Source organism: Rhizobium sp. WSM1274, assembly GCF_025200775.1.
Taxonomy (GTDB): domain Bacteria; phylum Pseudomonadota; class Alphaproteobacteria; order Rhizobiales; family Rhizobiaceae; genus Rhizobium; species Rhizobium leguminosarum_I.
This window is the reverse complement of the sequence record NZ_CP104138.1, coordinates 419,704-434,152: the sequence shown is the minus strand read 5'-3', so window position 1 is coordinate 434,152 and position 14,449 is coordinate 419,704. Positions and strand designations below refer to the sequence as shown.

Below are 14,449 nucleotides of genomic sequence, written 5' to 3'. Positions count from 1 at the left end.
ACAATCGCACTTCAATTTGCACAAATCAATGCGCTGATATAAGCAACCGTTGTGCGTAAATTATAGCTCCGATCATCACATCGGGCGCTGCGGCTGCTTCCAAACTTGGCACCGCGCGCCAACAAGTCAAATCCCAAGGGAGGTCAAATCGATGAGCCGGAAACCCATCGTCAGAATGGCGGAGCTGGAGATCGATCCGGACACGCTTGAAACCTATCGCGCATTGCTCACGGAAGAAATCGAAGCATCTCTAGCGCTGGAAGACGGCGTCCTTTCCCTGAACGCTGTTTCCATCAGGGACAACCCGAACCAGATCCGTATTCTTGAAATCTACGCCGACCAGGAAGCATACGAGGCCCATCTGCGAACACCGCATTTCCTTAAGTACAAGAACCAGACGGCGCACATGGTGACATCGTTGACGCTGATCGAGGTCGATCCGATCGCTATGCGTGCCAAGCCATGAACTGGGACGATGTTCGTATTTTCCTCGCCGTCGCCCGCACCGGACAGATCCTTGCCGCCTCGAAGCGGCTGGGGCTCAATCACGCCACGCTCTCACGTCGACTGACTTCGCTGGAAGAGGCGCTGAAGACGCGGCTTTTCATCCGCCGCACGAATGGCTGCGAGCTGACGGCCGAAGGCGAAGTGTTCCTGGCATCCGCAGAACGGATGGAAACGGAAATGCTCGCAGCACAGGCCAGCCTCGGCCACACAGATACGGCGATTGCCGGGACGGTGCGCGTCGGCGCGCCCGACGGCTTTGGTGTTTCCTTTCTTGCGCCGCGCATTGGCAGGTTGATCGAGCGCCATCCGGCGCTGAAGATCCAGCTCGTGCCGGTGCCGCGCTCTTTCTCTCTGTCGCAGCGCGAGGCGGATATCGCCATCACGCTGGAGCGGCCGGACCAAGGCCGGCTCGTTTCCTCGAAGCTGACGGACTACACGCTCGGCCTTTATGCCTCACGGGATTATCTGGCTTTAAAGGGAGCACCCGCCGATATCGACGCGCTCAAGGCGCATTGCCGTATTGGCTATGTCGAAGACCTTATCTTCACCGCGTCCCTGAATTTTTCTAGCGCAGTCATGCGGAGCTGGGATGCAGGTTTCGAGATTTCGACGGCGATCGGGCAGACGGAGGCGGTACGATCAGGCGCCGGAATTGGCATCCTGCACGATTATATCGCCCGGCAATATCCGGAACTGCAGCGCATCCTGCCTGATATTTCGATCCGCCGCGCCTACTGGACGACCTATCACGAAACGGCGCGCGACCTCATGCGGGTCAGGAGCGTCGCCGATTTCCTCCAGGAACTCGTCAGCGCCGAACGGCACATCTTTCTTTAAGTTTGGAAGTGTGTTTTGCCGGCTCGTCGTTCTCATCCGGATTGGGAACCGGCGCCTCGTCGGGCATCCGATCCGGCTCCGGCTCCTTGATCGGAGGCACTGGCTTCCAGCCGGGCGCCGGCATCGGCGGCTGATCGGGAATGGGTTCGTTGGGCAAGGACATGACCGCCTCCCTTTCATGATCTTGGTTCTACGCGACGTTCGGGCTATTTGTCTGGCTTCAGCGATTCGGCAGCACGCATCGGCATGCTGTCGATGATAGCGAAGAGCTCGCCATCTGTAATTGGCTCGCTGAGTTTGAGCTTGACGGTGCCATCCTTGCCGAGAAGGAAAGCGGCGAATTCGCCCACCTCCGGCGCCTCGAGATCACAGCGGATCGCTTCGCCGTCGAGGCTGTCAGCCGCACCAAAGAGCGATCGAACGCCGGCGCCGGAAACCTTGAGCACCACCAGATCACGCTCGTCGAGCGCTGAGCGATCGGCTAGCAACTGATTTTCCTGGCGGGCGGCGCGAGAATTATCCCTGTCGGCGAAAATTACGAAGACGCGGTTCTTCCACTGGAACTGGGCGAGGCTTTCGGCCGCCGCATAAGCGCTGTTTGTCTCGTCGATCTTCGTCGCACCGTAGAGAAGGGTTTTCGACATGCATATTCTCCCGTTAACATGGAGAACGGTCCGAGATGGCACGGGTTCCGTCGAAACTTCAGGAACCATATTTTTATCGGCGACGATCCTCTTCATTTCCAGCAACGGCATCCGACTTCAATCGGAACTAGGCGTTTGGATTTTCGCCGGCACACCCCTTATCGCCTACGCGTCTGCATGAGCGCATTCTGCTCGTCTGAGCTGCGATACCTTCTTTGCCTTCTGTTCGTTTCCCAGCCGGGGTAATGCAACCGGAACACTCCAGCCAAGGCTGATCCATTTTGATTCAGATCAAAGGACAATGGCCTCTCTTGTTTTGTTTAAAGGCCATTCATATCGACGCCGCGGCCACGGCTGACGGCCCTCTGACGCCGTTCTGAGATGATCTGCTCGCTGCTATCCTTGCGGACGGCCTGCTGCAGAACCTTCAGCTTTTCCTGCATCGCCTCGAAGGCATTGCGCTGCATCTGTGGCACGCGGTGGATGAGATCCTTTTCGCCGCGAATGATGGCATTGCGGCCGAAGCGCTCATCGAGCGCCCTGCTGACGGCTGCAAATTCCTGGTGAATGTCGGGATCGAGAGAAGCGGCCGATGCATTCAGCTTGCGACCGTTGTTCCTCGCCTCGGCGGTCAGCCGCATGAGCACCTCCTCGGCCGCCTTCGACAGGCCGGGAATGGCGACCGCCATGCGCCGCCGCTCTTCGGCAACAGCCTGGCGTTCGGCATCGAGCACATTGACGTAGGCCGAACCGAGCGCGCGCAGGCGGGCGGCGGCCTCAGGCACGGCCTGCACTGCCACTTTCCGCTCGCGGCCGGCGGCCAGCATCCGGTCCATCAGGCGATCGGAACCGCGCAAGGCACCATAGGCGGCCGGGTCATTAATCACCGCAGCGGCGATGCGCTCGCCAGCAAATCCTTTGGCAAGCAGGTCTTCGATCTTGCCGACAGCGTCGGCCGGATCGCGCCAGATCGTTGATGCCACGGCCGCCAGCGCGGCACGCTGCTGGCGATAGAGAGGGTCTGAGAGCACCCGCGAGCGCGCCTCCTCGTCGATCGGGGTCTTGAACTCGGTGATAGCGGCAAGCATGGGCAGCACGGCGGCATTCTCCTTGTCTGCCTCCATCCCCTGATCGGCACTGGCCGCCGCAACGATCTTCGAACGATCCCGCCGCTCGACCTGATGCTGCTCGTCGGCAAAGCGCTTCACGGCCTCGAACAGCCGGATCAGCTTCTCGCCGCTGATGCTCGCAAGGTCTTCCGGCATGCGCTCGATCATGTTGCGTTCGGCAACTGCATCGGTCTTCGAGGTAAAGGCGCTCCAGCCGAAGCGGGCGCTCAGCGCCTCGCTCACCGCTTTGACCTCCTGGACGAACGAGCGATCCTCGGCGGCAAGCGCAAAGGCGGTCTTGTAGGCATCGTCACCACCTTGCCTGCGCACCGCCTCGATTTCCATGAGACGTGTCATCGCTGTTTTCGAGAGCGCCGGGATCGGCAATGACATATGGGTGCGACGCTGTTGCTCGCGGCTTTCGAACCGCTCGGCGTTTCTTCGGAACTCGGTGGCATGGGCGCGTGCGAGTGGCAGCAGGTCCGTCAAGGCGGTAATCACGGAATTTCGTTCGTCGCGGGCCGCACGACCGTCGACGATGAGATCAGAACCCCGCAGCCGGCCAAGCCGATCCGGTGCTGCGGCAAGACCGTCGGCAAGCCTGCGGGGCTCGATCTTCATATCCGATGAAAACGCGTTCAGCGCTGACAGCGCCGCATCCGGGTCACGATAGATCTTCTCCAGCAACGGCCGCAGGATCGCCTCCCGCTCTTTCCACGCCGGCGACGAAAGCTGTGCCAGCCGAGCGTCTTCCTCCACGCTCCTGGCAAAGACCGTGGTGGGCGCGATCAGATGCCGCGCACGGTCAGCATCGGCATCCGAGATGGTTTGCGTTTCAATTCGCTCCTCATTGTAGGAGACGCGCCGCTCCCGCTCGATCGCAAAACCGAGCGCCATGCTGGCCCGCTCCCAGAGCTCAGCCACCTGCTCCCTCTTTTCCGCAATCCACGCCCACTGCCGGGAAAGGCTTTCCTCCATCCCGGCGGCAGCTTGAGAAAGATGATCGAGACCACGGCGTCGGGCAAAGTCGTCAGCATGGGCGCGATAACCGGCCTCGCTCTCAAAATCGAGCGTTGTCGTCTTGGCGCCGGAGCGCGACAGCCGCAGGGCGAGCTGCTTGAACACTTCCGGCCGATGGCTTTCCCGCTCGATGCGCTCCAGGCGAGCTTCGGCGGTTTCGATCTGCTTGGCAGTCCAGACATTGCGATCGACTTCTTTTTCCTCGAACCGTTTCTGGCCGGTTTGCTCGTCAACGATCTGAACCTGAACCTTGACCTTCTCGACACCGTCCTTGCGCAGGGTCACTGTATCGCCTTCTGAGACCCCACCCTGCTCGAGCGCCTTCGGCAGGCTCACACCCCAGAGACGATGAACGGTTCCGTCATCCGCCTTCACGTCGGCATAGGGACTGTCGTCGGCATCCTCATCATTCGGTCGGAATTTGGCTTGTCCGGTTTCGACAAGCGCACCGGTGACGCCGGCGGCATGATCGACACGTGGTTTCCTGCCCCATTCCGGCCTCGCTTCAAAATCGTCCTTTGCGGCATAGAGATCGGCCCGGTCGCGATGGCGGGTCATCGACACATAGGTCAAATGTTGGTCCATCATGCCGGTGGCAAGCACGAAGGTTCGCTCGACGGTGACACCTTGTGATTTGTGAATGGTCGCGGCGTAGCCATGATCGACATTGCGATAGCTGTTCTCGCTGATGACGACATCACGACCATTGTCGAGACGGACCGAGAGCAATGTGTCGCCACGTTTGTCGCCGGTGGACACGACCGTGCCGAGCATGCCGTTCTTGACATATTGCGGACCAAGACGGGGAGCACGGGGCTCGAGGAAACGGGCATTCTCCAGGAAGATGATGCGGTCGCCGGCGGCAAATTCCCGCGCCCCGCGTTCGGTCCGGAATGAGCGACCCGCACCCAGCGCGCCCTCGTCCGTCATCACCGATCGCAGCGCTTCGTTCAGACGCTTCACGTCTTGATTGGTATGGGCAAGCACAAGCAGTTCGTCGCCGCGAAGGCGGGTCGTGTTTGCGCCTTCGGCAGTTTCCCGAACGAGCGCGCGACGGGCATCCGTCCAGTCGGAAACAATCCGCCCGATGATTTCGTCGCGCGTCGCCGCCTCGATGAGGTGACCCTGCTGCGCATAGGCGTCGAGACCTTTCTCGACCTCGCCACGGGCGAACAGCCGCGAGGCATCGCGCGCCCAATCGTCGCGCTGGCGGCGCACGCCGGCGAGTTCGGCAAAACCGATCCGCTCGGTGATCGCCCGGAACGCCGCACCCGCCTGGATCGGCTGGAGCTGCATCGCATCGCCGACCAAAACGACTTTCGCCCCTGCTTCTTCGGCAATCTTCAACACACGCGCCATTTGCTGCGACGACACCATGCCGGCCTCGTCGATGACCAGCACATCGCCGCGGTGAAGCGTCTCGTGTCCATTGGCCCAGATGAGTTCCCAGGAGGCGAGTGTTCGCGACCTGATGCCGGAACTATCCTCCAGTCCTTCCGCCGCCTTGCCCGCGAGCGCCGCACCGATCACCCGGCGACCTTCGCTTTCCCAGGCAACACGTGCGCCGGCAAGCAAGGTCGACTTGCCAGCGCCGGCAAGGCCGACCACCGCGGCAATGCCATTGTCGCCGGTGACATGACGAATGGCGTCGACCTGTTCTGCATCGAGCTTGAAAGGCTTTTCGGGATCGCCGGTCTCGACGTGTCTGACGGCGGCCGCGACATGCCGTGACGAAACGGCAAAACCACGACGTTCCGATAAAACCTGCGCCGACCGCGCCATGTCATATTCGATGCGCAGGATCTCGCGCGTGGTAAAGACGGCAGGTTCGCTCGCCTTGCCCGTTTCGGCGTCGATCTGCTGCGGCTTCAGCATGATGAGATCGTCCGATGCCATCAGCCGCGCGCGGATATTGGCGAAGACCAAGGGATCGTCGACGTATCGATGCAGCGCCTTGGCGATATCGCGCTCATCGAAGGTGGAGCGTTCGTTGCCGAGCTGCTTCAGCAGAAGCTCCGGTTCGGCCAGCAGCCGGTCGGCCATCTCCTGGCGACGGGCGAGATCGGCCGGCGCGAAGTAGAGTTCCCTGCCCTTCCTGGCCAATGCTGCCTTTTCCGGACCGAGATGTTTTTGAGCGATGCCGTCCAGCCCCTGCTCGGCATAGGAGCGTCCGTCGAGCCGGATCTCATGGCCGGCAAGCGCCAGGTGCCGGTTGGCCGTCTCCGCCCAGGCGATCTTCCAGGCCTGCAAGGTTTCCTTGTCGCCGCCCCAGGACTTATAGATAATCCGACCCGTGGACCGTCTGGGCGTGAAAAAACGCAGTGGCTCGCCATCCTCCCCCAAAACAGGAGCGTGTTTCGGCCCGAAGCCCTCCTCCGTCAGCGGTCTCACCGTCGTCATCAGATGGATGTGCGGATTGCCGTCCTTGTCGTGAAACACCCAGTCGGCCACCATTCCCTCGGGTATGAAATTATCACGGACGAACTCGCGCACCAGCGCGATGTTCTCGGCCCGCGTCAGCTCTTCCGGCAGCGCGATGATCAGCTCGCGCGCCAGCCGCGCGTTTGCCTGTTTCTCGAAAGCTTCAACAGCATTCCACAGCGCTTCACTGGCACCGGCAACAGAACGCCCCTCGACCGCCGACCGCAGCCATTCCGGTACCTGCGTCGGCAAAGCCAACTCCTCATGCACCAGCTCGGAGGCCCCGCGCCGATAGCTGAACGACATGCCGGCCTGTTCGTCCATCATCCTAGTGCGATGACGATAGGCGGCGGCCGCGACGACGTTGCGTCCCGCTCCCCGGCTGATCACCTGCGCTCTGACGAACATGATCGCCATGATTGTCCTCGCATATCCGGAGCAGCTGCACCAACGAGAGACGTCGCTCTCTTACAATGGTCGGGGCCGAACGACTGACGCGCTCCGCGCTTGTCTCCGGTTTTCGCGCGGGTCCACATCAACTGCGACCAATAAGCGATTTAACTGTTTTATTCAAGGTAGTTTAATTTGAAACCTATTTCACGCTTTGTTCGCCAGTTGCACGGCGATCCAACCACGCCGGGATCGGATAATCCTTGTCCCTAGGCGCTTGAAACTTTTCATCAATCCCCCAGCGTGGGTTGGCAACCGAATGGGACACAGGGGCAAAACGGGAGTCGAGCGATGCTAAAATTGCCAGTAGACGATATTGGATCTTTCGCCTATCGATTACTCATGAAATCGTCACTTGAACATATGCCGCTTCGCAAGCAGCGCGAACTCGGCCGGGTTCTCGAAATCGTCCATGAGGAATTCGAGGATGCGCTGAAAGAGGGCGTCGCCGAATTCAAGAAGCGCGGCAGGATCTTGAAGATCATCCTCTTCGGCTCCTACGCCAAGGGTGGATGGGTCGATGAACCTTTCACCATGAAGGGATATCGCTCCGATTTCGATCTGCTGATCATCGTTAACAACCGCAAGCTCTGCGAGTTCGCCGGATACTGGCACAAGGCAGCGGACCGGCTGATCCACGAAGCCTCTATCGAAACACCAGTGAGCTTCATCGTCCATTCCAGACGTGAGGTGAACACCTACCTGAAGGAAGGGCAGTATTTCTTCTCTGACATTCGCAAGGAAGGCATAGTTCTCTACGAACTCGACGATGAGCCGCTGGCGGAGCCCGAGCCCCTTTCGAAGGAGGATCGGCTGCGGTTGGCCAAGGAACATTTTGAGCAAAGGTTTAGCGAAGCCAGCGCTTTTCTCGCAACAGCTCAATTTCAACTCAGCAAGTCGGAAAGGACCGGGGACGCCTGGTCAAACCTGTCCGCATTCAGCCTGCATCAAGCACTCGAACAAGCCTATTCTTGCGTTCTGCTCACTCTGACCAATTACGGCCCACCATCGCACAACATCAAATTTCTGCGCTCGCTCGCGGAGGAACAGGACCGTCGTCTGGCCGAGGCCTTTCCGCGTGATCAGCACAAGGAACGCGCCTGGTTCAACACGTTGAACGAGGCCTATGTGAAGGCGCGCTATTCGAAGTATTTCGAAATCAGCGAGGAAGCGCTTGGGTGGCTTGCAGAAAGAACTGCGTTACTGCTGAGGCTGGTCAAGACGGTTTGCAAAGGGCACCTGGAGATCCTTAGAGGAATAATTGGCAGCGACATAGTCAAGCGAGATTCGCAGTCATGCTGTTAACCTTCTGCGTGAGTGGATTCACAAAATCGTGGAACCCTTGACGAAAGTTTTGATCATGTCAGCAGCCTAAACGCTTGCGTTTTAGCGTAAGGCAAATCGGAATAGTTTTGAACCGAGCCCATATGACAGCACTCTCGATCGGTTACACTGGTCTTCCGAGGGTTGCTCGGACAGGCCGAGCCGATCCTCACGACAGGAGTACGAATCGGGGCAGACTATGAAGAAGCTTTTGTCGGAATCGATGTTGCCAAGCTGAAGAATGCACTGCGATTGCTGAAATTTGCCGGAATGGAGAGATCCGCGGCGAGGTTGAGGCGTCGGATGCCAGCATACGCCGCGTATCCCGCGAATAGTCGCCAAGTTTGATCACGTGCATTTCTGCTACGAGCCCGGCCGCACGGGTTACGGCATCCACCGGCTCATCAAGTCGCTTGGCCATGACTGCATGGTTGTGGCTCCGTCGGTGATCCCGAGGAAGCCTGGCGACCAGGTCAAGACGAACCCTCGAGACGCGATCGCGCTCGCCCGGCTACTGGGGGCCTGCGAGCTCACGTACTTCTGGGTTCCCGACAGTGCGCTCTGGGCGGTCACCTTCGTCAGTGAGCCTAGTTTCGTGGAAACAATGACCAACTCTGAGTTCATGGAGATGGCATCCGGGAAAGCGCGGCTCGGTTGCTGATCGCAATTCGATGAGACTACTCCATGAGAGGTCGATATCAGCCAAAGTTCGAATGGCGCGAGACGTGGCCAGGAGAAGGACATCAGGATTTCACCAGATTCGACGGCGAAGAGTCTTTCGGTCGCATCCAGCTTGACCAAACGAGCGACGGCAAGTCGGACATGTGGAAGTGGAACGCCACCCACGTAAGTTGGGTCCGAGAAACGCCTTACAACGGATAGCAGGAGACCTCGCGGGAGGAATGCCGGAGGGTCGAGGAGCAGTATGACAAGCTGTTGGAACTGCATGGCCGGCAGGAAAATGGTCCATAACGGACTAAAGCGACGCTATCGTATTCTCGAAGGAAGTGCATGACAAGAGTGTTATTACTCTACCATTTCACGCTGAAACCGACCTTGACGCCGAAGGCGCTGCTGTCGCCGAAGTCCTTGAGGCTGGTTCGGGCGAAGGCTTCGCCGTTGACTGCATAACGGTCGCCCGCCCAACTGAGCGAGCCACCCATGCTAAGGCCGCCCCAGAGCGTCTGGTTCTCGCTGACGAGGCTGGTCCCTGAGACATCGACATCCGAGCCGTCGAGGAAGTCGTAATAGAGATTGGCGATGCCGTAGAGCTTCGAGCGGCCGATCTTTCCGAAGGCATCCCTCCAGTCGTTGTCGTAATCTGCCGAGATGCCGAGGCGGCCGGTCAGGCTGTCGCCATCATCAAGCGATACCGCACCGCGATATTGATCGGTGAAGTCGTCGAAACGCACGGAGGAATAGGCAAGCTGCGCCTGCGGCGTCAGCGACCACCGGTTAGACAACGCAATCTTCTGGCCGGCTTCGACACTCACGCCATAGCCAAAGCCGTCATTGTCGTCGGCAAGCGTGGCGTGGAGCGTCGAGGATTTGAGATCACTGCTATACCACGTCAAGCCAGCCTGAGTATCGATGTAGAAGCCGCTGTTCCCGTACCAGGTCAAGGTGCCGTCGAAGCCGTAGCCTGTCGTATCGATGTCGCCCTTGCCAAAGCGCGAGGAGACGTCCGCCGAGGCAGCATCGACATGGAAGCTGAGCCCGCCGATCAGCGCGCCGGCTCCGCTTTCATGCAGCATTCCGTCGACGCCCGCCTGCAGCGTCCAGCTATTTACATCGTATTCGGTGCCCGTCGTCGAGGTCTCCGGCTCGAAATGCGAATGCATTCCATCGATACGCGTCCAGACCGCCCTGGCAGGCCCATTCCCGGCGTCGTCGGCGGATTGACTATCGTCCACCTCGGGCCCGCCAGTGCGCTGGCGCAGCGTACCGAACTCGTTGAGGCTCTGCAGCACGCCGGCATAGGCTTCGTACAGCGGCACACCAGGCGCATAGAGCAGGGCCGAGCGAAGATACCAGTCGCCGTCAGCCGGGATGCTTACGCCACCTTGGAAAAGTCGATAGGCATACGCCCCGCCGACCACGGCTTGATCCCCTTCGAACACGTAGTCACCGAGCAGCGAGAAGCTGCCGGCCGAGGTGCCACCGACATCGACGATCTTGATGCCTTCGACGGTCTGCGCGCCATTGCCACCGAGGTTGATCACTTTGACATTGGTCGTGCCTGACGTGTTGCCGGTGACGACGAGGCGGTCGGTCGATGACGTATCGTCCCCGAGCACGCTCTCGATTTCGAGGGTGCCGCCGCTGCCGGTATAGTCGCCTGAAACCATCAGCGTTCCGATCGAGTTGCCGGGCGCGATGGTGCCGGCGTTGTCGGTGGTGCCGACCTGCCCGGTGCCCTGCAGCCGTCCGCCCGCCAGAACATCCAGCGTGCCGCCGAGGATACCATTCACCGACAGCGTGCCGGCTTCCACGATCGTGTTCCCCGCAAAGCTGGAATTGTCACCGGTGAGAATCGTTTTACCGCTGCCGAGCTGGCGGATGGTGCCGTTGCCAAAAATAAGATTGTCGAAAGTGAAGACGTCCGAGCCGTTGAAGGCGAGCGTTGCATTGTTCGTTATATCACCGATGACGCTGCCATCGCCGATCTGCAAGGTGCCGTCCTGAATATCCCAGTCCGTTGCAACCGTGCCGGTTCCAATCAGCGACCAGGTGCCAGTGCCGGTCTTCTCGAAGGTGTCGAAGTTCCGGTATTTTTGGCCGATTTCCGAAACATCGAAACTGTCGGTGCCGCTTCCGCCGAGCCGCAGCGTGTCGTTGGCCGCGGCTGCATTGCCGACGACCTCACCGAAGATTTTCGAGCCGGCCTGAAGTTCCAGCGTGATGCCGTTCGTGGCACCCGGCGTCAAAAGGATCGCAATCTCTTCCCTGGGGCCCGATACGATTGTGCCGCTGTTGATCAAATTGAGGCTGACGGCTGCTGAGTTGGCGAAAATTGCGACTGACCAGTCTCCGCCATAAATAGTTCCGGTATTGACGATTGCGCCGTTGGTGGCAGAGGCGACCACAATACCGTTGCCGCCGAACGGGTTGCCGTCCCCGCCTCGCACCGTTCCATTGTTAATGAAGGTCACGCCAGGAGCTGCGCTCACATCAATGAATACGCCGTCCCCGCCATCGTTGTCCGGGCCGAATCCGCCTTCGATGGTGCCGTTATTGATCACACTTGCGCTCTGCTCGAGTTTTATGCCGCTGCCTCCCTCTCCGCGCAAAGGAAACGACCCCTCTCCGCCCACCACATTACCCATGAGCGTGAACGACCCGCTTCCTCCTTGAAAGAGAGGCGCGAGGCCGTCGCCGCTCGGGTCGACGGAGCCGGACAGCGTGAAGCCCTGGGTGTCTATGGTGATCGGCTTGCTGGGTGAATTGAGAGCTGCGCTTGAAACCGAGAAACTCGTGGTCAGCTGGATCGTCGCGGTTGGGTCGGCGTCGGCATTCGCCGCCGTAATGGCTGCGTTTAGCTGCGCCTGACTGCTCGCACTGTAGGTCGCAGCCGGAGCCGGAGTTGCGAACGAAGTGAGGCTCAAGGCCGCCAAGCAAATCCCTGAAAAAAGCTTCTGTTTCCTTCTCTTGTGAAACACATTGCACGCCGGCATTTATATCGCCCCTAAAATACTCTTCAGGATTGACTTAAGGCCAGATTCAACTGGAATTAACAACCGTTCGCGATAAGAATTGGGGAGTGTTAGGCATTTACCACAGTAAAATCCCGCCCCTGGCAGTTGGCGCAGTCAAGCGCCTGGCGCTCGCGGGCGAGGACAGCGATCAGCGCCTGGTCTTCCTCAACGGGTGCGTGGACTTCCTCCTTGCGGAAATCGTTGGGAAGCGGCGGAAGACAATGCAGGCTTGCGCCTGCCGTTTGATCGTAGCCGCACGGTTGAGGCGCTCAGTGGCGGAGCAGCCAGTCAACATCAGCAGCAGTAACAGCGCAAGCGCGGTTCTTTTCCGAAAGCTGAAGCTCATAGGATTGGATCTCGATTTCGGGGGAGTCTCTGGCAAGGCGCTTGCGGTGCTCGTCACTAAATTAGCTTGGGCAGCCGCGTTGCGCTGGCGTTCCATGTGAAAAGCTCTGGCCTCTACTGCAGTCATTTCGGCCACGAGGACACATATCCTGCCCTCGCCTCGCCCGCTGCGGACGGATAGCCGATCGAGACGGCGTAGAGGGATACAGCCCAGCAGCCACGCCTGCCTCGAGCTTGAGCGCGTCGAGGAAGCCCATCATAAGCCCTCAATGCAGAACTGACGTTCTTTCTGCCTGCGTCTTGGTTAAACCGGGAAAGACGATGCCGGCGGCACGGTTCCACTTCAAAAGGGCTTCGCAGCCTTCAGCAGTCTTCCCTTGGTTGATCAGTTTGACCGCGCTAGCCCGCTTTTCTCACAGCGCCTCTTGTATTGATTGGGCGCGCTATGGGCTGGCGTGGGGCCTGACCGAAGACGCGCGCGGTCGTCGCCGCTATGTGGGGCGTTTTGTCTAGGCCGGTGCTGTATCCTTTATCGTTGGCGGCAAAGGCTCGGGTTCGGCGGCATCATCGGGCCGCAGCGCATATTCGGGCGTGAGCCAGAGCAAACTCCTCGGCATAGGGGCAGGCCGAAGCCATCGCCACCTTGATGCGGCGGACTGAGACGCGGACCTGGGCGCCGATCTTCAACAGCTTCAATCGGATCGTGCCGCAGGTGGCATCGGCAAGCCGGGTATGAGCGAGGCCGAGGCGGCGTAGCGCCCCGATCAAGACATAGGCCAACGATGCAAACCAGAGCCGCAACTGATTGGCGCGCATGGTGTGGGCGCTGGTGCGGTCGGCATAGAGATCGAGCTGGCATTCCTTGATGCGGTTTTCCATGTCGCCGCGTGCGCAGTAAAGTTCCTCGTAAAGCGGTTGGGCCGCCCAGCACTCCGGTTCCAGCGAGGTGACGACGAAGCGCGGATTGGGGGCCGGGTCGTGGCGCAGCGTGTCGTGATCATCGACATCCTCGTAGCCCAGCGCGATCGCCGCAATGCGCTGCCCGACCAGCGTGCGCGTGCTGTGGACCGTGCACTTGCGATCGCGGCCATCAACGAAGCAGCCGGCCACCCGGTCGAACAGCCCGATGGCCGCATCGACATGGCGAAGCAGCAGCGCACCGGCATCCGAGGTGATCGCGCCACCGTCGAAACCGGCGACGACTTTGTGGCCGTCGAAGCACTTTAAATGCGAGCTGAGTGGAGATACAGTCTGTTTGCATCGGGGCTCCGTTTCGAATCTGGTAAGCCTTTGTCGTAAAAGCAGTTTCTCAGATTCTCGGCCCCGATGCACCCTTTACTTTGAGAGATTCGGGCTAGATTCACACGCAGCTTCGCCACCGACATTTTAGCTGAACGAGGTCACTGCGACAAAACGGCATCTGGCAATGGAACCTTGACGCACTTCTCTGTCCCGCCGCATAGGTCTCAGTTCCGGAGACAGCAGCGCCTTGCACTGCTCCATTGTCTTGTAATCCCCTCGGCTAGACGCCATTGGTGCTGCCATAGCAGATCGCCCAAGGCTGTCCCTGCGTTGCCGGATCGCGATAGGCATTCTGGCGCGGTCTCTCAAAACTTCCGACCACCGCAACGGCCATGGCCGCGGCGGCACTACGCTTCTGCAGGCGGTTTCCCATTCAAGTCTCCTGAGATTTGCTGCTGGAAAAAGATGCGGGCGACGATCGCCGCCCGTCAGCTGGATAGGCCCGCGCCCGGCATTCTTCTTGCCGTCGCCGTCGACCCCAGGCGTGTTGCCGAGGTCCGTCCGCGTGTCATAGCGCTTCTGCGCTGGCGTCGGCCCCCAGATCTCCCGGTCATAGCGAAAGTCACCACTTTCGTGCATCAGCTGCGCGAAGTACTGCACCAGGCGATGCAGCCGGTTCATCCCGAAATCGTCGCCGTAGCGATCGAGCGCGATGAGGACGGATTTCATGTTGCTCTCATTTACGGGACCTTTGGCGGCCGCGCGAATTTGCTGAGCGGTGATTCTGCTCAGAAACTCCAGATTGTTGAAAAACGGGCGGCGCCACGAATGGCGCGATTGACGGTTGTAGGGCGCT

Annotated in this window: 7 protein-coding genes and 6 pseudogenes; 4 read left to right on the top strand and 9 right to left on the bottom strand. The window is 59.8% G+C overall.

The window, feature by feature from the left end; genetic code table 11:
* Nucleotides 1-151 precede the first annotated feature (151 nt).
* Together N2600_RS02130 and N2600_RS02125 are read left to right on the top strand one after the other, a co-directional pair.
* A complete protein-coding gene (locus N2600_RS02130; protein ID WP_017967104.1) occupies nt 152-466 on the top strand; it encodes a putative quinol monooxygenase in 315 nt (104 codons plus the stop codon).
* On the top strand, nt 463-1,344 hold the full coding sequence (locus tag N2600_RS02125; RefSeq protein ID WP_260297818.1) for a LysR family transcriptional regulator: 882 nt from the start codon (nt 463-465) through the stop codon (nt 1,342-1,344). The genes N2600_RS02130 and N2600_RS02125 overlap by 4 nt, the downstream gene beginning before the upstream one ends.
* Here N2600_RS02125 and N2600_RS02120 read toward each other — a convergent pair.
* The 3 genes from N2600_RS02120 to traA all read right to left on the bottom strand — a co-directional run bounded on the left by N2600_RS02120 (nt 1,316) and on the right by traA (nt 6,955).
* Entirely contained in the window at nt 1,316-1,507 is a 192-nt protein-coding gene (locus tag N2600_RS02120; RefSeq protein WP_246726985.1) for a hypothetical protein, read from the bottom strand. The two genes, N2600_RS02125 and N2600_RS02120, sit on opposite strands and share 29 nt — an antisense overlap.
* A 43-nt stretch (nt 1,508-1,550) precedes the next feature.
* Nucleotides 1,551-1,988, bottom strand: coding sequence for a DUF4174 domain-containing protein (locus N2600_RS02115; protein ID WP_170282735.1), 438 nt, complete (start codon nt 1,986-1,988; stop codon nt 1,551-1,553).
* Between the two features lie 320 nt (nt 1,989-2,308).
* Entirely contained in the window at nt 2,309-6,955 is a 4,647-nt protein-coding gene (gene traA, locus N2600_RS02110; protein WP_260297817.1) for a Ti-type conjugative transfer relaxase TraA, read from the bottom strand.
* Between the two features lie 324 nt (nt 6,956-7,279).
* Here traA and N2600_RS02105 point away from each other — a divergent pair, with 324 nt between their 5' ends.
* Nucleotides 7,280-8,293 (top strand): nucleotidyltransferase and HEPN domain-containing protein, encoded by a 1,014-nt coding sequence (locus N2600_RS02105; RefSeq protein ID WP_170281119.1) that lies wholly within the window; start codon nt 7,280-7,282, stop codon nt 8,291-8,293.
* Between the two features lie 204 nt (nt 8,294-8,497).
* A pseudogene (locus tag N2600_RS02100) lies at nt 8,498-8,864 on the top strand (IS110 family transposase); the annotation flags it as partial.
* Between the two features lie 478 nt (nt 8,865-9,342).
* Here N2600_RS02100 and N2600_RS02090 read toward each other — a convergent pair.
* The 6 genes and pseudogenes from N2600_RS02090 to N2600_RS02065 form a co-directional block, all read right to left on the bottom strand.
* Nucleotides 9,343-11,916 (bottom strand): autotransporter family protein, encoded by a 2,574-nt coding sequence (locus tag N2600_RS02090; RefSeq protein WP_260297816.1) that lies wholly within the window; start codon nt 11,914-11,916, stop codon nt 9,343-9,345.
* A 359-nt stretch (nt 11,917-12,275) separates the two neighbouring features.
* Nucleotides 12,276-12,611 (bottom strand): annotated as a pseudogene (locus N2600_RS02085) (hypothetical protein).
* A pseudogene (locus N2600_RS02080) lies at nt 12,608-12,755 on the bottom strand (glycoside hydrolase family protein); the annotation flags it as partial. The pseudogenes N2600_RS02080 and N2600_RS02085, both read right to left, overlap by 4 nt.
* A 160-nt stretch (nt 12,756-12,915) precedes the next feature.
* A pseudogene (locus tag N2600_RS02075) lies at nt 12,916-13,612 on the bottom strand (transposase).
* A gap of 128 nt (nt 13,613-13,740) precedes the next feature.
* Nucleotides 13,741-14,026 (bottom strand): annotated as a pseudogene (locus N2600_RS34420) (lysozyme); the annotation flags it as partial.
* Nucleotides 14,027-14,076: 50 nt separating this feature from the next.
* Nucleotides 14,077-14,385: pseudogene (locus N2600_RS02065) on the bottom strand (glycoside hydrolase family 19 protein); the annotation flags it as partial.
* Nucleotides 14,386-14,449 lie beyond the last annotated feature (64 nt).